Annotated in this window: 18 protein-coding genes and 2 pseudogenes; 10 read left to right on the top strand and 10 right to left on the bottom strand. The window is 32.5% G+C overall.

Going from position 1 to position 22,111, the window contains the following annotated elements; all coding sequences use genetic code 11:
- Together ACWVCY_RS11025 and ACWVCY_RS11020 are read right to left on the bottom strand one after the other, a co-directional pair.
- Positions 1 to 2,041: pseudogene (locus ACWVCY_RS11025) on the bottom strand (hypothetical protein); the annotation flags it as partial.
- Positions 2,042 to 2,484: 443 nt separating this feature from the next.
- Positions 2,485 to 2,757, bottom strand: a complete 273-nt coding sequence (locus ACWVCY_RS11020; protein WP_455142877.1) for an acyl-CoA-binding protein — start codon at positions 2,755 to 2,757, stop codon at positions 2,485 to 2,487.
- A 317-nt stretch (positions 2,758 to 3,074) separates the two neighbouring features.
- Here ACWVCY_RS11020 and ACWVCY_RS11015 point away from each other — a divergent pair.
- Positions 3,075 to 3,827: pseudogene (locus tag ACWVCY_RS11015) on the top strand (MBL fold metallo-hydrolase); the annotation flags it as partial.
- 96 nt (positions 3,828 to 3,923) lie between these two features.
- Here the strand turns inward: ACWVCY_RS11015 and ACWVCY_RS11010 are convergent.
- On the bottom strand, positions 3,924 to 4,052 hold the full coding sequence (locus tag ACWVCY_RS11010; protein ID WP_455142876.1) for a hypothetical protein: 129 nt from the start codon (positions 4,050 to 4,052) through the stop codon (positions 3,924 to 3,926).
- 173 nt (positions 4,053 to 4,225) lie between these two features.
- On the opposite strand from ACWVCY_RS11010, the gene ACWVCY_RS11005 reads away from it, so the two are divergent.
- From ACWVCY_RS11005 to ACWVCY_RS10995, 3 genes are all read left to right on the top strand, one after another.
- The gene (locus ACWVCY_RS11005) at positions 4,226 to 5,458 is read left to right on the top strand and encodes an acyltransferase family protein (RefSeq protein WP_455142875.1); all 1,233 of its coding nucleotides are present in this window, start codon (positions 4,226 to 4,228) and stop codon (positions 5,456 to 5,458) included.
- Positions 5,459 to 6,028: 570 nt separating this feature from the next.
- Positions 6,029 to 7,282: a hypothetical protein gene (locus tag ACWVCY_RS11000; protein WP_455142874.1), complete on the top strand. Its 1,254-nt coding sequence runs from the start codon at positions 6,029 to 6,031 to the stop codon at positions 7,280 to 7,282.
- A gap of 302 nt (positions 7,283 to 7,584) precedes the next feature.
- A complete protein-coding gene (locus ACWVCY_RS10995; RefSeq protein WP_455142873.1) occupies positions 7,585 to 9,447 on the top strand; it encodes a PAS domain-containing protein in 1,863 nt (620 codons plus the stop codon).
- Between the two features lie 319 nt (positions 9,448 to 9,766).
- Here ACWVCY_RS10995 and ACWVCY_RS10990 read toward each other — a convergent pair whose 3' ends face one another.
- On the bottom strand, positions 9,767 to 9,952 hold the full coding sequence (locus ACWVCY_RS10990) for a hypothetical protein (RefSeq protein ID WP_455142872.1): 186 nt from the start codon (positions 9,950 to 9,952) through the stop codon (positions 9,767 to 9,769).
- 118 nt (positions 9,953 to 10,070) lie between these two features.
- Positions 10,071 to 10,526 (bottom strand): Lrp/AsnC family transcriptional regulator, encoded by a 456-nt coding sequence (locus ACWVCY_RS10985; protein WP_455142871.1) that lies wholly within the window; start codon positions 10,524 to 10,526, stop codon positions 10,071 to 10,073.
- Positions 10,527 to 10,887: 361 nt separating this feature from the next.
- Between ACWVCY_RS10985 and ACWVCY_RS10980 the strand changes: the two genes are divergently transcribed.
- Positions 10,888 to 12,003: a response regulator gene (locus tag ACWVCY_RS10980; RefSeq protein ID WP_455142870.1), complete on the top strand. Its 1,116-nt coding sequence runs from the start codon at positions 10,888 to 10,890 to the stop codon at positions 12,001 to 12,003.
- A 497-nt stretch (positions 12,004 to 12,500) separates the two neighbouring features.
- Here ACWVCY_RS10980 and ACWVCY_RS10975 read toward each other — a convergent pair whose 3' ends face one another.
- Positions 12,501 to 13,163, bottom strand: a complete 663-nt coding sequence (locus ACWVCY_RS10975; protein ID WP_455142869.1) for a hypothetical protein — start codon at positions 13,161 to 13,163, stop codon at positions 12,501 to 12,503.
- A 128-nt stretch (positions 13,164 to 13,291) separates the two neighbouring features.
- Here ACWVCY_RS10975 and ACWVCY_RS10970 point away from each other — a divergent pair, with 128 nt between their 5' ends.
- The 3 genes from ACWVCY_RS10970 (at position 13,292) to ACWVCY_RS10960 (ending at position 16,509) form a co-directional block, all read left to right on the top strand.
- Complete coding sequence (locus ACWVCY_RS10970; RefSeq protein WP_455142868.1) at positions 13,292 to 14,410, top strand: M23 family metallopeptidase; 1,119 nt, start codon at positions 13,292 to 13,294, stop codon at positions 14,408 to 14,410.
- A gap of 187 nt (positions 14,411 to 14,597) precedes the next feature.
- Positions 14,598 to 15,161, top strand: coding sequence for a PH domain-containing protein (locus ACWVCY_RS10965; RefSeq protein ID WP_455142867.1), 564 nt, complete (start codon positions 14,598 to 14,600; stop codon positions 15,159 to 15,161).
- 400 nt (positions 15,162 to 15,561) lie between these two features.
- Positions 15,562 to 16,509 carry a hypothetical protein gene (locus ACWVCY_RS10960; RefSeq protein ID WP_455142866.1) on the top strand — a complete coding sequence of 316 codons (948 nt, stop codon included), beginning with the start codon at positions 15,562 to 15,564 and terminating at the stop codon, positions 16,507 to 16,509.
- Positions 16,510 to 16,600: 91 nt separating this feature from the next.
- On the opposite strand, the gene ACWVCY_RS10955 is transcribed toward ACWVCY_RS10960, so the two are convergent.
- The 3 genes from ACWVCY_RS10955 to ACWVCY_RS10945 form a co-directional block, all read right to left on the bottom strand.
- The gene (locus ACWVCY_RS10955) at positions 16,601 to 16,873 is read right to left on the bottom strand and encodes a hypothetical protein (RefSeq protein WP_455142865.1); all 273 of its coding nucleotides are present in this window, start codon (positions 16,871 to 16,873) and stop codon (positions 16,601 to 16,603) included.
- A gap of 179 nt (positions 16,874 to 17,052) precedes the next feature.
- Entirely contained in the window at positions 17,053 to 17,511 is a 459-nt protein-coding gene (locus ACWVCY_RS10950; RefSeq protein ID WP_455142864.1) for a hypothetical protein, read from the bottom strand.
- A gap of 272 nt (positions 17,512 to 17,783) precedes the next feature.
- On the bottom strand, positions 17,784 to 19,238 hold the full coding sequence (locus ACWVCY_RS10945; RefSeq protein WP_455142863.1) for a hypothetical protein: 1,455 nt from the start codon (positions 19,236 to 19,238) through the stop codon (positions 17,784 to 17,786).
- Positions 19,239 to 19,455: 217 nt separating this feature from the next.
- Between ACWVCY_RS10945 and ACWVCY_RS10940 the strand changes: the two genes are divergently transcribed.
- Both ACWVCY_RS10940 and ACWVCY_RS10935 read left to right on the top strand, forming a co-directional pair.
- The gene (locus ACWVCY_RS10940; RefSeq protein ID WP_455142862.1) at positions 19,456 to 19,587 is read left to right on the top strand and encodes a hypothetical protein; all 132 of its coding nucleotides are present in this window, start codon (positions 19,456 to 19,458) and stop codon (positions 19,585 to 19,587) included.
- A gap of 45 nt (positions 19,588 to 19,632) precedes the next feature.
- Complete coding sequence (locus tag ACWVCY_RS10935) at positions 19,633 to 19,929, top strand: hypothetical protein (RefSeq protein ID WP_455142861.1); 297 nt, start codon at positions 19,633 to 19,635, stop codon at positions 19,927 to 19,929.
- 3 nt (positions 19,930 to 19,932) lie between these two features.
- On the opposite strand, the gene ACWVCY_RS10930 is transcribed toward ACWVCY_RS10935, so the two are convergent.
- Positions 19,933 to 21,525, bottom strand: coding sequence for an SBBP repeat-containing protein (locus ACWVCY_RS10930; RefSeq protein ID WP_455142860.1), 1,593 nt, complete (start codon positions 21,523 to 21,525; stop codon positions 19,933 to 19,935).
- Between the last annotated feature and the right edge of the window lie 586 nt (positions 21,526 to 22,111).

The raw sequence follows: 22,111 nt of genomic DNA, 5'->3' as shown, positions 1-22,111 counted from the left end.
TCATTAAACTTGTATCTAGGGTCACAAGAGTATTATTATAGGCTATTAAAGTCGATAACGCCATTGCTGTTTCATAACTCGCATGTCCTGATTCCCAGATTACTTTACCAGGGACAGAGGAGTTAGGGTCATCCTGAAATACTCCTTTCAGATATTGAATTGCACTCGATACGACGGAGTTCTGTGTTCTTCCTGCTTGAATAAAGCCAAGACATGCTAGTGCCGTCATTCCAGCTGAATGCCATCCAGAATAATAATCCCAAGACCCATCAGGATTTTGGGTTTTTTCTAACCAATCTAGTCCTTTATTGATTGTACTTTCTGGGGAGGGAATTGTTCCAGGGGTGATTGTAAATGAAATACTTACCTGGCCTTTCTTTTGTCCTAAGTCAATAGCTTCAATGACTAGGTCAATTGTCCCTGTTAAATCCTTTGGTGGATACCAGATGAAGGAAAATTCGTTGGAAGTCCCAAATGAACCAGTCCAGCCACTTCCAGATGAATATGGACTGAATGAGTATAATATTGTTCCATCATGGATGAGTAGGAATCTTGTAACTAAAGAATCATCTGTCCAGCTTCCTTGGAATTGTATCCCATAAAATTGAGGGATTGAACTTCCAGCAGAAGGTTTATTGATTGTTAGGGTAGGGATGCTTGAATCAACATATATATCTGCCAAAACAGTAAGTAATAATGGAGGATTCTCACTCCATCCATAATCAGGATAACGTACCATAATTTGCCAGAGTCCTGGATATCGTCCGATTCTGGTATAAATTTGAGTAATTTCTGTCCGATCTTGCCATTGATTCCACGAAATAAAAATTGAGCTCGGATCATTCACCCATAAGTCTCGGGGTCTACCCCACCCATCAATAACAAAAAACTCAAACGAGGGACCACCAGCATATTCGGGTTCTGTGCGATTAATCTGTAAATTTAATATATCCTCATTGTTCCCATAAACATAAAAGCTTTTATTTTCGAGTAGATTTAATAAACCGTAATTTACTACAGACCCTAAGGTTAATAAATCAGCGGATGGTGCTAATGAAATATCTATCCCAGATTCCGAATGAGCGTTTATGAGGTATGAAACATTCATGCCTGAGTCATCGAATGACTCATATCCTCCTGAATATTGGATTAGACTCAACTCTCGAAAATGAATGATTGGAAAATTGCTACCTGCAAAACCACCAGATCCTCCGCCATATGCATTGAAGGCGCTTAGATATTCAGCTGGGATAGTTAGAGTTATATTTTGCAAAGTATTGGAATTTAACATTCTTACCTCTTCATAGTGACATATTGTCACTCCTGTGTCATTTTCCAGTACAAGGTTGATTAAATATCGTTCTGATCCTAGGTATCCATGGTCAAAGGTTTGATAAGTGAATTTAAATTCTATATATCCACTTGAAAGTGTAGCACTTTGAATAGTGATATCAGTGGTCTCAAGTGGTTCCTCAAGTTTTGAAATATCTAAACCAGGAATTAGTAGAAGAGGTTTAGTATTGTCATAAGAATTGTGTTCTTGGAAAAATCCATATCCTTCTTCACCCAATTGAACACATGTTACAATGTATGGCCCAGCAAGCTTCATTGCTCTTAAATCAGAACATTTAAAGTGCACTGAGAAGTTATACAAACCCAAGGGAGGTGTTTCTATCTCACTTCGTCCCCAATATTCAAGACTATATTCCTCGCTTCCATCTGAAAATTTTGCACGAAATGTAGGATCATTTATTCGAACAAATACAAGATATCCATAACTTGTTGGAGCAGTCACATTTACTTCAACCAATAATTCTAACCAGTCAAAAAGTCCATCTGAGTCACTATCGATTAAATTATTGTAAAAATATCTTTCTGTTAAATGACCACGAGAATCATATTCGCTTAGGCTAGCGCGAACAGTTTCAGAAGAAAATTTTGATTGTTGAGGGGAGAAATACGACAAATTCGGTGACGAAAAAGGCGTAAACATTGTTAAGGTAATTAAAAATAGGAAACAACCAATAAGTTTCTTTTTCATAATTTTTTCAACTCTTGTTTTCTAAAGAATGAATGATGGAGTATTATTCAACATTCATGATATTTATATTTTTACATTTAATTAATAGTTAGTTGGCATAATTTTTCTTTTACATAAAATTAGAGAAGAATAACATTTTAATAAAAGAAGAAAATAAGGTTTATGCTCTTAATAGGTAATATCAAGAATTTTTTCATGATGCTGTTACAATGAAAGACAATAAATCCATTATTTTACCAAAAAATAAAGTTTTATGAAATTATCCTTCTGATCATGCTTTATTCTTCTCTTCTGGTTAAATAGGAATATAATCTTTACTTTTTTAATATCTAGATGTGTTGATTTTCGTGAAAAAGAGCTTTTAGGTGCATCTTTCTATGAACCTTTGAGAGTGAGAGTCTCAGGATGAGATGACTTCTCTAAATCGTGGTTCTTGATACTAGCTAGGGATTTTCTAGTTTGTGAATTAAATCAATATACGCTTGCATGGCCATTTCTTGGGCCATTCCTTTTCTGGAATCCCAGGCCTCATATTTATATCGTGCTTTCAGATTAATCCGTCCAGGTTTCTTTCCTGTCACATCTCCAAGCATAGCTTGTTTATAAAGTCCGTACATTTCGAGTAATACTTCAGGGGGTTGAGTTGGTAGGTTATTTGCCTGTTTGACAGCTTTATCAAATTCTGCTTTAATTTTAGGGTTCACTTCTTGTGTCATATTTTTTCTTCCTTATAATTCTGAGAATGGTGGGAGTGTTTGAAAAGTTACCAGGTAGGGTATTTTGGATATTGTTGTTTTAATCCTCTAGAAACATTTATGGTTTAGTGTAAGTTCTTTAATTTCAAACACATTAGTCAACATCTATTCATGTTATTATATATTATTATATCTGGTAAAGAGAGTGAAGACAAATGGAAGTTACTATCACTAATATTTATAATAATAAAAGTTTACCATCAATGGATCTTATCGCTTCTCATGGACAGGCATTTCATATTAGTGCAGGTGATAAATAACTTTTATTTGATGTTGGATATAAAGGAGATATTCTTTATCATAACATGCAAAAGTTAGGTATTGATATCAATGAAGTTGACAATATTGTCTTTTCACATGGTCATATTGATCATACAGGTGGACTTCCCTATTTATTAGATAAAAGAACTAACGAGGATCCATTGACTTTGATCGGTCATCCTCAAATTCGTGAAACCAAATTTCTTAAGATTATCTTCTTTAAAAAAACTCCTTCTTTCCCCACTTTATCTGAGAAACAACTTTCAAAAGTCAATTTTTTCCTGACTAAGGAAGTAGTTCAAGTTTTACCACATATTAGCACTAGTGGTGAAATCAATGAAAGAAGTGAAAAAGTTGGGAGAGAGCCAAATGCTTTTCATCATATTAATTCAAGGGATGAATTAGATCTAGTTTTAGATGATCAATCCCTTGTTTTCGATACGACTGAGGGGGTTGTAATTCTTACAGGTTGTTGTCATGCCGGGATATTAAATACTTGTAAACTAGTCCAAAAACAGTATAAAAAACCAATAAAAGCCATTATTGGAGGAATACATCTCGTTCGTTTTTCTAAAGCTGAAGTTATGGCTGTTGCTAGAGTTTTAGAAGAGCAATATGGTACTCCAATACTTTATCTCAATCATTGTACTGATCAAATCCCAATTCCATTTGTTAGGAAAACTAAGGGTACCGAATTATTAAAACAACGTTTCGGTTCAGAAGTAGTTCGAAATTGTCATGTAGGTACTCAAATAACTTATACGTGCTAATAGAATGTTACATGAACTCGGAAAGCCGAAGGGTTCTTCGGAGAGAGTTTCGTAAAACCGAGCGAGATTAGATTGCCTATTTTTAAAAGCCTTATCTCAGAATCCGTTAAGCGATGCGACAAGAGGTGCCATTAGCTGTCGTAATGTTCCCTTTCGCAGCCCAAGCTCTTTTACAACAGTTGAAAATACGCTATATGCATGAGTAATGGAACTGGGCGTTCCCACACCACCTCCTGAAGGAACTTCGAAATTTCTGGGTATATATTTTCTTTGTCCAAGGAATTATCACTTCCAATCATTGCTATGCGGAATATGACAATGTTTACTCTTCAGACTTCCCCTTCACAAAAGCAGACAGCTATAACAAATATAAACCAAATACAGTAAACATTAGTTTCATGAGCGATTCCGTTAAAAATGGAAGTGATTCAAGTTATACTTCCTATGAAAGAAGTTATTATCTTGATTGGTTGAGGATCATTGCAATATTCCTTGTTTTTATATATCATGGTACAAGGTTTTTTGATGGTGAGAATTGGCATCTCAAGAATGATGTAATAGATTCAAATTTAACTGTATATATGTCATTTTTAACAGCATTAGGGATGCCGTTATTTTTCATCATTGCGGGTATGGGTACCTTCTTTACCTTAGCCATCATTGAGAATAGAAAAGTAAAAAGTCGGGAATATATCTCCCTAAGATTCATTCGATTATTGATTCCCTTTTTCATTGGATTATTCACTCATATTCCATTGCAAGTGTATTTAGAGCGCGTTAACACAGGGGAGTTTTCAGGTTCGTTTTTTCAATTCTATCCTAGCTATTTTGAAGGAATCTATGAATTTGGAGGAAATTTCTCAATTGTGGGTCATCATCTTTGGTTTTTGGTAATCCTCTTCCTATTCTCACTTTTTACACTAAATTTTTTCACTTTTCTGCGAAAAGAAAAGAATCAGAAAAGAATATTGTCCTTTTTGAAAAATCCCCAAGTGATATTGTTCTTACCAGTTCCTATTTTTTTATCAGAATTAACCTATTCATCTCTGATAGATTTCCCTCTTTTCGGTGGTTGGAATATTTTTTCACTTCTATTGTATTATATCTTTGGATTTATTTTATCATTTGATAATCAATTAATGGAAACAATAAAAAAGCATATCAAAAAGACAATAATAATAAACGGGCTTTCTATTGTGCTTTTAGCTATTATTGTTTATTTCTTCCATAATGATATCTTTCAACCGACTCCAAATGTGTATCCTTTTTCAGAACCATTATTTTGGCTTTTTAGAACCATATTTGCTTGGAGTGGTTTAATTATCATTCTCTTTACGGGCTATAGCTACCTTAACAAGGATTCCAAGTTACGAAAATCCCTTAATGAACTGGTTCTACCTTTTTATATTCTACATCAAACTGTTTTAATAACTCTTGGGTTCTTTATCATCCAATTTAATGAAGGAATTCTGATAAAATATATACTAATCATTACATCTTCATTCGCTTGTATTTTTATTTTATTATTAATAATCCGAGAAGAAAATACTCTACGATTTTTATTTGGAATGAGACCAAAACAAGAGAAAAGCATTAGACGATTCTTTAGGAGAATTAAAAAAATAAGCTAGAATTCTGAAGTAGCATTTGGGTTTGATTTAATTTTAAATTAACGTATTCTAAATTAAATAAATTATTTAAAAAGATATAAGACTTCAATTTAATACAAAAAAAAACTTATACCCTGTTTAACGAGAACAATATGCAATTTATTCCTCAATTTGTTTTTCTCTGAAATTTTTTGATTCTCTTACCATATGAATGGCTTTAGCTAAAATGTGCAATGCTGATTCAAAATGTCTTTCCTGAATATTGCTAAATTCATCTAAATGATATAATATTAAAACATTGGGAAATGTTGGAGTTAAAACAAATTAAAAATCAATTATACTCTAGAAATTTTAGTCTAATATAAATTAGAGGATTTATATTCATATCAAGATTCAATAAACTGCTTTTCTTTTTCTTATAAAACTAGTGATGATTCTTCTAAACATTTAACTATTTAAAAGAAAGCTAAAAGTTCAGGTATTACAAGGTTTCGAAAAACGAAAGAAAACTATTTTCTATATTTAACTTCCTCACTCTAGATAAGCATTTTAATGGTTTTATGAAGTTAAAAAAGCAAAGGTGATCATCATTTGAAGAAGAATTTTTTACTTGTGTTAATGTTTTTTGTTTTTATTCTATCATTCACACCAACTCAAGCCTACAATGAAACAACACCATACCAAGTAACATTGTGGGCGGGACAAAATATCGAAGTAGGAACGGCTTCGGTATGGAATGATGAGTTAAATTTGTATATCAAATATGAAACAATTAATGAGTGGTACCTTCTTGAAACTCATTTACATGTTGCTACAAATTTCAATGATATTCCCCAAACACCATCTGGAAATCCAAAAATTGGTTTATTCACTTATTCCAACACTTTTGATCCCTTAATTACAGAATTTTTGTACACAATAAGTCTTAACGATTGGAATTTTGGAGATATGCTCTATATTGCTGCACATGCAGTTGTACAAAAAATTGAAAATGATGTAGTAATTCAAGAGGAAACTGCTTGGGCTGATGGAGACCCCTTCTCAGGAAACAATTGGGCGACCTATTTTTGGTTTATACTTGAGAAACCCGAAGAACCCCCTATTAATCCAGGTGATTTTAGAACGCAAACCCAGGGAGGTTGGGGTACTGAAGCAAAAGGAAACAATCCTGGGACCTATCGTGATGCAAACTTTGCTAGCGTTTTTCCAAGTGGTTTGACAATCGGACATTCCAATGGTTTTACAGTACTCTTATCCACTTCTCAAGTTGTTGAAAGTTTTCTTCCCCAGGGTGGGACACCAGGAACACTTATAAAAAATCATGTTGATCCTGAATCAACAGAAGCAGGTGTATTAGCAGGTCAAGTAGTTGCATTAACTTTAAATGTCTATTTCGATTTCTTTGATCCAAATTTTGGATTGAGTGCATCTAATCTGCAAGATTTAATTATATCAGATAACTCAAGTCCATTTAAAGGATGGACAGTTTTAGAAATCCTAGAAGAAGCAAATTTAATTCTCGCAGGCCTTCCAAGTGCCTATACTCCAGCCCAAATCAATGATGCTGTAACATCGATTAATGAAAATTTTGTAGATGGGATTGTTGTAGGTACATTTCTGAAATTAGCATTGTTTGAAGCAGAAACTACCCAACTTTTTGATGAAACAACATCAACGACGGGAATCGTGTCAATACAAGAAAATAACCAGAAATCTCAAGAAACTACTGACCCCGTCCTTATTAATACCGTAAATATTACCTCTGCTTCAGGATTAATAAGTACAATTTCTATACTATCTATAATAACGTTGGTAACTTCATTAAAGAGAAGAACAGCTAAATAATTCATTTTACAGTAAAAAGAATCATCATTTTGATGCTTTCTTCTCTTCTTTTTCTGAATAAAGCTCAAAGAATCCAGCTAGAGGATTTTAGGGTGAAATTTCTTCCCAGAACAGGGAAATGATTTTCTTTTTTAGAAAAAATATTTTCATATAACATTTAAATTGATCATCTCCATTTTTTTTATAGTAGCTTTTTCTGAGTTATTCTCAAATCTTTTGTGTCCTAACTATTATTAAAATGCCCAAAGGTTTAGATCAAAAACATTACGAGCTTTATTGGTTAGATAAAAGGAGGAGTACGCGTGCAAAAATACCAACTATATATAGATGGGATCGAATCACTAAATCATCCTTTCTATGTAATTAATGTTAAAGATTACACTCTTGAACTGGCTAATTCTTGTTTCAAAACGATTTTTGGTGAATCAAAGCCCCCTAAAACATGTTACAACATTACACATGGAAAGGAATCACCATGTTCAGGTAAGGAACATCCATGCCCTCTAGAAGAGGTTAAAAGGCTGAAAAAGCCAGTTGTGATGGAACATACTCACTACACTGACACTGGTACCCCTTTAATATATGAAATACATTCTCATCCCATCTTTGATGATAATAGAAATGTAATTAGGATATTAGAATTTAGTTTAGATATTACAGAGAGGAAGAAAACTGAAACATCCCTAAGAGAATCTAAAGATCAACTAAATGAAATAAATCAGCTATTTGAAAATATATTTAACACAACTGATACATGCATAGCCTATTTGGATCCGCAATTTAACTTTGTATGGGTGAATCGTGCTTATGCAATTGCTGATGACAAAAATCCTGAATACTTTCCTGGATTGAATCATTTTGATTTATACCCCAATGAAGAAAACGAGGAGATCTTTAAAAAAGTAATTAGGACTGGAGAACCATATTTCGCTCATGCAAAAGCATTTGAATATACTGAACATCCTGAACGCGGAGTCTCATATTGGGATTGGAGTTTAATACCTATAAAAAGTTTGGATAATGAAATTAGAGGATTAATTCTCACTATTCAGAATGTTACTGATCGTGTACAGATGCAGATAGCCTTAAAAGAGTCAGAAGAGAAATATAAGAACATTACAGAAATTGCTCAAGAAATGATTCTAAGAGTTAATTTAAAGGGAGAATGTACTTTTATTAACAACTCTGGATTTAATTTCTTTGAAAAATCATTAGATAACATGATTGGTGAAAATATCCTTAAATTTGTTCATCCAAGTGATGTAAAAAATTTTGAATCTCAATTAAAGAACATTGGGAAAACTAAAGTCAGCATTGAAGGATTCACAAATCTAATAATTGTACCTAAAGGAACCAGAGCAATAAAATGGAATATGTCACCTATCCTTAATAGTTCTGGGGAGGTAGAAGAAATTCAAGCAAGTGGTTCGGACGTAACAGAACTTCAAGAAGAATTAGTAGAAAAAAATAAACTTGCTGCTGTAGGACAGCTCGCTGCGGGAGTTGCTCATGAATTAAATACCCCCCTTGCCAATATAAATCTCATTATTGAATATCTGTTAAGTGTAGCAGATGATCAACAAGCTCCTTTGGAACAAGATAAATTAAAAAAGGAACTAGGAGATGTAAAAATGCAAGCACTACTTTGTATAAAAATTGTCCAAGAACTTCTTCAATTTTCCAGAAAAATTCATCTTTCCCCGAGTAAATTTATCTTAAAATCACAAATCCAAGATTTGATCAATTCAACCTTTTTTATTACAGAATTTTCAGAAAAAAATATAACATTTATTCCTGAGATTGAGGATCAAATTGAAATTATTGGAGATAAATCATTATTACACCAAGCTTTTCAAAATATATTAAAAAACGCGGTTGATTCTTTCAATGAAAGTATTGATAGGAAAAAAATGATTCATATTACTGCTGTTAAAGAGGCAGATAAAATTATTATTAATTTTAAAGATAATGGAACTGGTATCAAGAAAGAAGATCTTTCTAGAGTTTTTGAACCTTTCTTTACTACTAAAATAATTGGACACGGAACTGGTCTTGGGTTATCCATCGCTCGGGGAATAATTGAAAAGCATAAGGGAAAAATCAAGGTCTCGAGTATCCATAAAGAAGGAACTAACGTGGAGATTATATTACCTCTGGTGCAATAATATCTCAATTTATCTTTTTTCACTTAATTGTAAGGGGTAATTCTTCTAATATTATTGTTTGATAGAAAAAAGAAAGGAGCTCCTATTAATTATATTATAATACATTTCATAATATTGGCAAATCAATTAGCTATTAGATGAGTGGGAATATTCAAAATATTATGGTTAATTCCATTTAACAGAAAAATGTTATGTATCGGTCACTTTTGAAATAAATGAATGGTTTATCTTTTTTCATTGAATTATAGTTCTTATTTATTTTAAATCCTTATTAAGTGACAAACCAATTTTAACGTGAGAATTTTCCATTGTAACTGTATTATGGTATTAATCTTCTAGTAATATAGTCACTAAGTTTTTTATTGCGAGGAATACGAGAGACAAAAGCATCCATCCCACATTCAGAGCATTTTAAGCGAAGCATATTATGATTTACTATGGCTGAAATACTATGAATATGACACCAAGGGCACACCAGCTCTATCTCAGCTCGTGATTGCAACAATAAGTCTTCCTCTAATTCGATAGTCAGCTTGATAACCTCCTTTCATTCTTTAAATCTATGAAAATGAAGAAAAATTATTTTAGTTTTGGTCCTATTCTGAGTTTGTGAATTGATTTATCTAAGAAATATGTTCATAAATTCGCTCTGCTTTAATCAATTTGTCGATCTCTGAGATGCCATTGAAGTTTTGTAGTTTTAAAATGAACTGGTTTAGGTCTTGAAAGTTTTTAAAAAGTACCTCAATCATGAACATATTTTTATCATTGGCTCGATAGAGAGAAAGAAGTTTACTGTGAAATTGTTTTGCCATTTCTGGTAATTGATCCATTTGAACATAATTCTCATAACTAGGTTCAAGAATAAATGTGATTATAGCTTGGATTCCATATCCAAGGTTTTCAGGGAAGGTTAATAACTTGAAACCTTGAATAATTCCATCCTCTTGTAATCGTCTAATACGATTTCTGACTGTACCTTCAGTTCTTTGAATAGACTTAGCAATATCTGTAAATTTTGTCCTAGCGTTTTGATCCAAAATCTCTAAAATTTTCCTATCAATTTCATCATATTTCATGGATTTTCCTCCTACACTGATTCATTTTCGATTATATCTCTAGGATTATTCATAGAACTAAATTATACCCCTCTTAAATTAATAAGTTTATTCCAGTTAACTGAATCTTGTTTTGGAAAGAATTTACTCAAATAGAATTGAGTTGTCAGTATATGACAAAACTGATAGATATCAATGCATTTATCATTTACTACGAATATCAAAAGAGATGAGATATAATATTAATCAGCAGATATTCTGTCGTAATCAAATGGATTTTACTTAATTATTTTTAAAACCAAATCTAATTTTTCTCATTAAAAGAGAAATATGATAGATTTCAATCAAAGACTGCAGTGAATTCTTGAAAGGAAATTATATTATGAAAATATTAGTCGTTGATGATAATAGAACTTTTTTAGAGAAATTAAAACAAATTTTGGTTTTGGATCAGCATGAAGTCAGCCTAGCACTATCGGGGGAGGAAGCACTTAGAAAGTTTGCAGAAAAGGATTTTGATCTCCTTATTACTGATTTAAAAATGGGGGATATTTCAGGAATAGATTTAATCAGAAAGGTAATGAATCAAGGATTTAATATAGTGAGTATTGTAGTAACTGGTTATGGTACTATTGACTCAGCTGTTGAAGCAATGAAAGTTGGAGCGTACGATTATTTATTAAAACCATTTGAAATCTCTAATCTGAGAACAAAATTAAAAGAAGTAGAAAAGGAATTAAAATTACGGGAAAGCCTTTCGAAACCTGTCATTACGAATGAAACAGTAATAAAAGATTCGTTTGAACAGATTGATTTTAATGAACATGTTACTCCATTTTTAATTGTTTCAGATATAAATGTAGATGAAATAAGAGAGAAATACAAAATTGATGAGGCTACAATTATATTAATTGGGTTTAATGAGGGAGAAAATATGATAGCGCCCGCAAAGCTTCATTTATTAAGACAAAAAATCCAAGAATTTGTTTCGATGAATACACAAGGAACTATTATCTTCAAAGGTATTGAGAAACTAGTTATGACACATAAATGGGATTACATCAAGAATTTTGTTGAGAATTTACGTCAGGAGATCCTATCTTCAGAATTTTCTCTTATATTGCTTATTGATCAAAAAAGCCCTTCCACAAATGTCTATCAGGCATTATTACATGATGCGTTATCCTTAGTTTCAGTTCAGGCATTTAATGATATTATAAGTATTATTTCGCATCCTACACGGAAAAATATTATAAATCTTCTAAAAATAAATGGTAAATTGAATTTTAATAAAATATTTGAGGAAATGAAGATTGAGAGTTCATCTGGTCTTGCCTTTCACATTAAAAAATTGGTGAATGAAGGCATTTTGGAGAAAGAAATGAATCTTTACTTCTTGACTCCTCGAGGGCATTATTTTGGAGAAATTATTTTTGTGTTAGAAAAAGTTGGTTTTATCGATCCTGGCTCGAGGATTAAGGTTCTAAGATATACTTAAAAGATATTCCAACAATTTCAAGAAATTAACCTCTTCATTTGATTAGTTCAATGGTACGATCACAATGCCTCCAGTATCGTACAAAAAATTAATTTTATATTACCAGTCGTTATAGATGGAATAGGAAAAGGAATTTATAAAAAATAGACTTTGAATGAATTCTAGATAGGTTATTAGAAACAAAGTTACCCCAAAGTTTGTAATCATTGATGGTACAACTCTGGAAGACAATATAGCTTTTTTTCATTGTCGTAAAGGCCCTTTTATTGTTTTTATTCCTCTACTCTTGATTCATGTTTTTTTTCCTATAATTGTTGTATTGTTTGAGTAAGGCTAAATACTGTTCTTATAAAAAGTGAAGATATATATTCATATCTTTTAATGGAATAGTTACGAGAAGGATATAATAAGATATTTACCTGAAGAGTTTAATTTCTAAAACCTCACCCCCACTCGAAAGTACTTCAAACCTTTTATTTTCTCTTTTCCCCATCCTTTTAAAAGGGAATATAGTACAAAGAAAATAATGTTGGATTACTTATTGGTTTTTTAGATGACTCTGAAATAACGAAATCATGCTCTAGTTTTGTTAAAAAGGTTAAAATCTTCTCGATAGTCTCTTTATGATTATTTACTGATCCTAATACTGAATAAGTAACAATAGATTTCTTTATATCTGAATCTAAGGGGAGTCTTGTACTTTCTAGATTCTCTGCCTCTTTTATTTTAGAAATTTTAGAATCTATAACCATGTCATATATTTCATCAATCATACTTGTTGACATTATTACAGACTTTTTGAGCCATTTAAGATATAAATTGAGTTTATCTCGTTTAATAACATAATTCACAAAATTTGTATCACCAATTATTTTGAAATCTTTATCTATAGCATAATAGAAAACATTTTTTCTCTTATCTTGTATATTGGGGTCTTCCTCTTTCTTAATATATTGTGCTTCTAGTAGATAGTTTAATGCTGTATAAATAGCACCACGACTATACTTTAAATAACTCATTAAATCAGTAGCGGTCTTTTTTCCCGAAATACGAAGATAAATAAATATCCGTTGACAGCTTACGTGGTTAAAGACTTTTAATTGGTTGTCAATAATATCTATCCATTTTTCATACTCTTTGTTTAATTCCACTTCAGTCATATTATCCAGTCTCTACTTAAAGCTGCAATTTAGCATCATGCTTTCACATAACCATAAAGATATAAGTGTTTAGTATAGTGTACTATACAGATAATTAATTAATTATAATTAGTGAATGGTGAAGATTATTGGAGATTGAGTATTATCCAGAGAAATATATTATTAAAACCTCACGAAATATCTATTTTGGAGAACAACAATTAACTGATTTCACTATTAAAGCAATAAAAATTAGAAATACTTCAAATCAACAAATCAATTTGATTTCGCTTCATTATGTATTGAAAGAGGGTAATCAGGAAGTTTTACTGATTAGTTATCCTGGATCAACTTTGAGAAAAAGACTGGAAAACTTCAGAAAATTTTCTGAAAGGTTTTTAAAGGAAAAAACAGGCTTTGGTGAAGGATTACGAAGAGGAAATCTTCAAAAATTGTTCGGTACAGACTCATTCTGGAATGAGGATCAGCTTAATTTTTCAACAGAATTGAAACCACAAGAAGAAACTGGTATTATCTCAGAACATATCTTCTATGTTGGAAAACATACAATTGATAATGTACAAATCAAAATTGAATATTCAAAGCAAGAAAAAGCTATAATGCATGAGAGCAATGTTCCTTTATTAGAATATGATATAAAAAATCAATATATTTTCCCTGTTAAAGGTACATGGCATGTTATAGGAACCTTCGATGATTATATAAATGGTCATAGAGTTATGTACTCGCAAGAATTTGCTTTTGATCTTGATAAAGTATTTGAGTCATTTCCATTGCCTAAAAATAAAAAAAATTCTGATTATCCTTGTTACAATGAAAACATTTACGCAGTTGCTACTGGTGAAGTTGTACAGAGTTTTTCTGAAATCCCTGAAAATCCTTATGCAGGATCAGATCTAGAGCTGAATGAACTGAAATCGCTCTGGGGTGAATTTGGTTATGAGCCTTTAGGCCCTGGAAATTTTGTTGTATTAAAACATGCACATAATGAGTATTCCTTTTATGCTCACTTGATTCCTGGTAGTATTAAGGTTAATATTGGAGATAAGGTGAAACAGGGTGATCTTTTAGGACATATTGGTAATTCAGGTAATTCTGATGGGCCGCATTTACACTTTCAACTAATGGATGGACCTAGTACTCAATCAGCTAGAGGATTGCCCTGTACCTTTACAAATCTTTTTGATTGTTATGGTAACCGGATATCATTTCCTTCCGTAACATCTCAGATCGTGTACGCAGTTTAGGCTCTAAAGATTAAAAATTTAATTTACATTACACAAAAACTTTGCATAAGAATTTCTTTATGTTCTCATAATATTGAATTTGATCCATATTTCCGACATTAAGAATTATGTGGGAGTTTAAATTCCATATCTTTTTAAAAGTTGATTGATAAATTGTACAGTGAGCAAATCAAAGTAGGTTTGAAATATGAAATCAGCAATTCGAGAAAACACTGAAGAACCATTCCTAATCTTAAAACCCAAATTCCTAATGTTTATTGCTCTAATAAAATCACTAGCTATAGCAATCTTTCTGGGTTTATTTGGAGGGCTAGGTGTGTTGATGGTGACCTTAATAGCAAGTGGTCAACCAACCGTTGGTGGTACTGTGGATTCTACCACATTAATGATGTTTATTGGAGGTGCTATTGGCTTTTTTCTGTTAGGAGCGATTCTTTCCATTTGGTATCGAAAAACTTCGAATGACCATATCGAGTATCGTATTTTTCCTAATCGTATTGAGTATTTTGAGGGGCTTTTTACTGTGGAACAAAAAACAATCAAATTTGTCGATGTTTCTGAGATCTATTTACGTAAAGGGGTATTACAAAAGCGATATAACTTAGGGTCAATTTTTCTAATGACAAAGGGTTTTATGATTCCCATGGTTGGTGGGCGAGGAAGTCTCGGAGGTATGATTCTCCGTGATATTGAAGATCCAGATGCGATTTATCAACAGCTCAAACAATTCAAGGATACAGAGCAAGCATAACGTCTATTGCTTGGAGTAGGAATTATAAAAAGTCTATTATGTTTTCAAGTACCATTGATCAATTTGCTTGCCCTTAACTTAATTCCGCTAATTAGCAGAGTTTAGAATCAAGAATAGTCATTTGCTTACATAATACCATAATTCAGCCAGATAGGTTTTTTAAAAGCATTAAATGTCATTTTCTGTAATTATCTTTTGGTGTAGCTATTATTTATCTCTCTCTTTTCATGTCTAAAGTCTCTAAAAAATTTTCGCTACAAATGTAAACTAAATAAATGACCTTACAAATATAGACATCATGGATTGATAACTATGGCCAGAAGTTGACTCATATTTTTTTGCTTATTACTAGGATTTTTTCTTTAAACCTGATTCACAAAGGTAATGGAGAAAAATTATTATGGAACTAGTTTATCGTTATTATGAACCTGATCAAGGTCTAGAAGCGCAACAAGCCCAAATCTATAAAAAAGTCTCTGGGCTCCCTGCTGATGCTGGGGAAATAGAAAGACGTTTTAAGGGTGAAAAAAGAGATCCTAAGAGTGCCCGATATGTCTTAACTGAGGATGGAAAACTTTTAGCATATGTACAGACCAGCTTATGGCCAATTCGTCCAGGAACGTTTATCCTAAGCTATCCTTGGGCATTACCTGAATGTCCGTTAGAAGCACAGGAGAAAATCTTTGATGAATTATTAACATGGTTAAAGAATACTGTTCATCCCAATGAAATTGTAGGGGAAGTGGTGTTAAATACACCTACTACTGATGACCGTATTCAGTTTTATAAACGTAAAGGATTCATTGAAAAAGAACGTATTTATACAAGCAGTATTAATTTAGATCTTTCAGAAGTTAGTAAATGGGAAATGAATGAGGAATTACTTTCATATTCTACCCAATTAGCAACAAGAAATGATCATGATCAGATTTTAGAAGTTTTTCAGGCTGATCTGTTTATACGAGACGTCTTTCCAAGTAAAGAGGAAGCAAGATATTTTCTTCAAAATAGTGTACCCGAAGATAGTCCCAGCATTCTCATTCTTAAAAATAATCAAATCGTTTCTGCAGGATTTGCATCTCGTCAAAAAGTTAAGGGTAGTAATAGTCAAGAAGATGAGAAAGAGGTAATTACTATCTTATCAGCCACTCGACCAGAACATCCTCAGGCATGGAAAAGATTACTGATTGAAATTAGTAAAAAATGTTTAGAGAATAATTGGGGTAATCTTCCAATAAGGATTAGTTCTATATTTTTTGCCTACTCTATGAATGCAGTTCATATTGCTGAGTTAAATAAAGATATAACTGCTTCTGCGGTTATCTTAAGCTATAAGGATGAGTTTTAACCAATAATTCAGCTCCAGATTTATATGATTTTCGTTTAAATAGTATTTTTTATTCTGATAGCTTCTATTCGGCATTAAGTGGGTATATTGATTATTGATTTCTATACCCAATGTTTATTTGAATACTTTGGGGGATAGGCCAATTTATTCTTTTATCACAATTAGGACATCGAGCATTGTTAATTTTCTTACCAGAATAATTCTTATTACATTTTTTGCAGAACCATTTCTTAGTTTTGTCATCCCAACGAATGACTCCCTTACACTTTTTGATAAAAAAGCGTGAATTCTCACAAAAAATAACGGTTTGTACAAACAAACAATCTGGACATTGTATGGATAGAAGTTTTCCACCCTTTATCATAATAATATCCTCATTTTAACCTTATTTTTCAGTGGTTTCTTCTCTTGAGATTCTATAGGGTTATTCTGGGATATAATCAATGATATTACTTCCTCAGAATTAAGTTAACCTGTGTCCCATAGAACAACCTTTTTTAAAGTTTTTCTCACTTATCTCTTTGAAACATTACTGTTAACAATCTAACTCATTTGAAGGATAAATTCTGCTGATTTAACCACGGATCCAGCAATTGGGTCTCCAATTCCACTTGGCCAAGCTGCAGCATAAGGAAAGATCAATTTACTATTACATTCAACTTGAATTTCATAGAAAAATCCTCCTGTGGCCCTATTCGCATTATGAGTAGTTTCCCCTGGTTTTAAAGAAACTATTAGTGGTCCAGGGGGTTCAATGCTTTTGGTACTCATCAAATGGCACTTGAAAACTGTGACACGTACCTTTTGAGAGGATGAATCATTATTTAAAATTCCCCAATCTAAAGAATGGGTACTTTGAGGTAAACAAAATGGACCGGTTGTATATTTGTATCTATACCTTGGAAAAAGCATTATTTGTTCAAGATTCGCCTTTTCAATATTATTTAAGAGTTTTTCAGCTAGTTCTAATTTTATTTTTCCTGATTCTTGAATATCTGACATAGATTTCACCATTTAGTTTTTCAAGTTTTAAAAGTGAGAATATTTCATTCTCACTATTTATAAGGTAGGTAGAGGATAAAAATAATTAAAAAACTAGAAAAAATTGGTAAAACTTACTAGGATTGAAATATAAAGAACATTACATTATTTAAACTACATTGGAAGGGAAAATTGCTACATTTTGCTTGGATGAGTTTATTTTCTGGAATATCTCTAAAATGAGGTCTGATACTCCTGTTTAAAGCTATTTAGGTAAAATAAAAGTTTAATCTTTATCTAGGGAAGTAGGTTTTACTCAAATCGATGCCCCAGTTGTACATACCTTGTTCAATAACCAGTTTGGGGATAAAAGCTTCCTTGGTTAGATCAAGCCATTGTTTGGCAAAGTCAGCAATCCATTGGGAAGGCATCCTGATCAAGCCAGTAATAAACATTTTCTTCGTCTGGTCAACATTATTTTCAGTGTAAATTAAAAAGCAAAAGGGGAAGAATTTGAGATGATTGATGATCTTAGATATTAGTGAATGATTGCTTGTTTTTTCTTTTCCTAGTAAGTAAATACCTACTTTTAGATCTAATCCTAGATGGGTAAGAGTGGTAAATCGTGTGATGAGTTTATTTTTAAAAAAGTGGCGAAAAAACTGCTTAATGTATTTTGGGGTTACATTTAAGGTTGTACTTAAGTGGGTGTTACTCAATGTCCCATTCTGTATCAAATTAAGCATTGAGATTTCATTTGGAGAGAGTTTGCAGCAGCTCATGTCATTGAAGAGATTCATCTCAATCCCTGCCCCTTCTGCTATACAGACATCATGCCATTGATGTTGATCTAGGATGGGTGGTAGAATCTTCCATCGAGTATTTGGTTTTGGGTGAAGGCCTGTTAAGTCATAACCAATATAGCTTTTTGTAAGTGTGATAATGTGGTGCGGTTCATATTGTTTTTTAATCTTTTGCCAGATCATTCGTTGATGATAGGGTATTTGGAACACTTTGATCTTTCCAAAATATTCTCCCCAATCTATTGGAATACTGAGTAGACAATAATAATCAATTTCTGAATCAATTTTATTATTTTTTTCTTGATAAATCACTGCTACTGTCTCATATCCCAATTTTGCCATGTCTACTCGATATAAATGGGATACTATTGTTTTTTGATAGAGATAATTCAATCTTCGTGAAATCGTGTTTTCACTAAGTTCAGTTAGTTGTGCTAATTGACGATTGGTTGGTATTGATTGAATTTTTTGTTTGATCAGTGGATGGATGAACATTTCTATGAGTTTTATATCATTTTTACAGAGAGGGAGATTTAGATGCCAAAGAATGCGAGTTATATTCTTCTCAAATTCGAGGATGGTTTCGACCAACTTAAGCTGCTCTATTACTCGATTTTCAGGGTTGATGATTTCATAACTCAAAAGACGGTGAGGGATCAGAATTTTGGTTCCTCCACACCTTAACACGAATGAGTGAAAATCTTGAGCATAACCAGGATTCCAATCAATGAATTGATGGTGTTTCCATTTCTCATAAAACGGACGAGTATTTTCTTCAAAGATATCTTGACAGAGGATGGGAATGTCGTTGATTGAATCTACGAACTTGGCTCTATGTTTAATAATGCCATAATATTTAATAAAATCCTCTATAAATATTTGGTCCCTTTTTATTTGAGAAATTGTCTGCGTTCGTGGATTTGCTGTAACATTCGAGATCTTCATGTTCTCTCCATCCAAACAATGCATGGGTGAGGATTAAAATTGAGGATAACGACTTAAACCTGTAATTACATTTCATTTACTTTATAAGACTTTGCATGCTTCTATCTCAATGAGGGATAGATCACTTCTTCCCTAGTTTTTTGTTGAATTTAGGGGATTTTTGTTCGCTCTATATTATTTAAATATCAAGATATTTGAGATCTTGAAGGTGATAGTCGTGTCCTTCAAAAATCCCTCTAAAATTGAGTATACTAAAATTCTTCCATGGATTCTATGGTTTTTCTTAGTTCTTCTCTCAGTGCTTACTGCTTCTGGTGATCCCACTGTTCCCCCACCAGGGATAATGTAATATAATCAGTTTTTCCCTCTTTAGGTATTTACTATGGTGTTTCTAATGGATTCTTCCCCTTCTCTCAGTGAAGAAGTAAGTATCCTTTGCTTACTTCTTCCCATTTTTCTGTTTGAGGATTTTTCTATTTTTCCCGATCATATCTCTTTCTCTCTTCGGAAACACGCCTCTCCAGGTTTTTATCAATTCTTACTAAATCTTTTACATCTTCTTACTGGTCAGCATTTTTTTTTCAAATTCTTTCCCTATTCTTTGCAGGCTGATCTTATCTGTCTCTCCAAGAAAGGGTTTTTTACAGCTCTCCTTCCCCCTGATTTTGTATTAGATTGCGATAATACCTAATTTTTAGTGTTTTTGTCGTTTTTTCCAAGTGAGTATTTTTAACGTAACTAGTGTGATAGCTATCAAGAAACCATTCGTCAGATTTATTGTACTTTCCGGACTAGTGTTAGATGTTGTTAAAGAGTATGTGCTAGTTGACATTAGAGGTCTTTCTACAAACGGATTATACAGACTACACACAAAGACCTCATGTTCTCCCATAAATCTATCATCTGTTGTTACTGGAAAATATCTAGAATTAGTAAATCCAACTATTATGACATTATTTTCCGAATCAATAGTTAATGCTGTTCCTCTATCCCAGATATAACTTCCCTTTATTGCTCCAAACGTTTCACTCCATTTAATGTAACCTGTTGAATCAAGGATAGTTAGATATGCTTGGCAAGTATCACTCAATAAATAGGATTGGGATGTATTTGAGAGTGGGTAATCCATCGAAAATGTTTCCCCTGTTATGTAAATATTTCCCGTGTCATCGATGTAGGTTTTTCCAGCCCAATCATTATGACTTCCCCCGAGATAAGTACTCCATAGCATGGTACCATTTCCATTGAATTTTGAAACAATAATATCCTCAATTCCATTACTCATTGGATTAAACGCATTTAATGTTGGATAATTGAAGGAGAAAGTCCGTCCTGTTATAATAATGTTATTCTCCTTATCTACCTTGATACTATCACAGAAATCGTTTTCTGATCCTCCTATAACGATACTCCAAACTATTTCGCTACTTGAGTTCAATTTCACAACGAATATCTCTTGTTGGGTTCCTTGATAATTGTTATCATTGGGAAAATCACTTGATCCAGTAATTCCCGTTATTAACAGATTTTGTTGGGAATCAATGGTTATAGCGAGTCCATAATCCGATTGACTGCCCCCAACTATTTGTAGCCATTCTAGGACTCCATTCGGAGTATACTTGGCAATAAAGGCATCCCATTTATAATTACCAATTGGTGATGCTTCCCATCGACCAGTCACAAAAATATTATCTAAAGAATCTACCGTTACTCCCATCCCAGTATCTGATCCAATGTCTCCAATAAATGTGCTCCAAATTAGTACCCCATTTGAGGAAAATTTAGCTAGAAAAGCATCCTCTTTCCCATTAAGATTCGGATCAAATCCATTTAGGACTGGAAAATCAGTGGATTCTGTACTTCCGGTAATGATTATATTATCTTCAGAATCAATCACCAGATCTGATCCAAAATCACTCAGGGATCCACCAAAAAAAGTATTCCAATATAAAGTGCCATTGGGGAAAAAACTTGCTATAAAGGCATCTCCTTCAAAGTAAATATCTGTGGGGCCATTATATGTAGGATCATATGCCATCACTACAGGAAAGTCTGATGATTCAGTATTACCAGTAATTACAACTCGACCTTCTGAATCAATGTCTATTGCCAGCCCCGTGTCATCCTTTCCGCCCCCTAAAATTCGACTATACTTATATTTTTCTCTTAGTTCATCTTCTTGAACCAAAGAATGATATCCTAGTCCTGTATAGGTTAATGTCAGGACATTAATTGAAACTAGGAATGCAATGATAATAATATTTCTCACAGGTCGTATATATCCCATTTTAATTCCTCTGTTTATACCTTAAACTGTTCTTTTATTTATTTTGGTCCCCTTTTTTCCGCAATAGGCTTGTCAAAATCAATGTATAGAAGAACCTGATTACTTCTGTTATGTAATTTTTTTTTAGTTAAAAGGTGTACTATTTTTTCAACCACTACTTTTCTCACTTTCTATACAAAAAAGAACCAAGTATTAATATTAATACCATTTTATAGTCTTTTACATTTAAAACAGCTTTTTTGCCCACTCTCTAACTATTCCCCTTAATTCTGAGAGATTCTGTTCACCTTGTAGTCACGGTCTCTCTTTATAAGTAGAATACCTCCCTTTCCTTCATTATGCTTTTTTTATTCATTATTAAGATAATTAGTAAATATAAATAAGTGAATTTTATCTATTTATTCTCTTCCCAGTCAAATTAGGTTTGTTAATTCCTTTAAGCTATTAATGTGAACATCACAATTAGTTGAATTGCATGAATTGTCATTTAAGACATGAACAGTTCCTAATCCCACGCTTGAAGCTAATTCAAGCTGCCAAAGGGAATCATCAATAAGAATCGCATTCTTTGGGTTTACAGTCCTTT

This window comes from Candidatus Hodarchaeum mangrovi (assembly GCF_975850365.1).
Note: the sequence above shows the minus strand (reverse complement) of the source record. Positions and strands in the feature narration are given on the sequence as shown.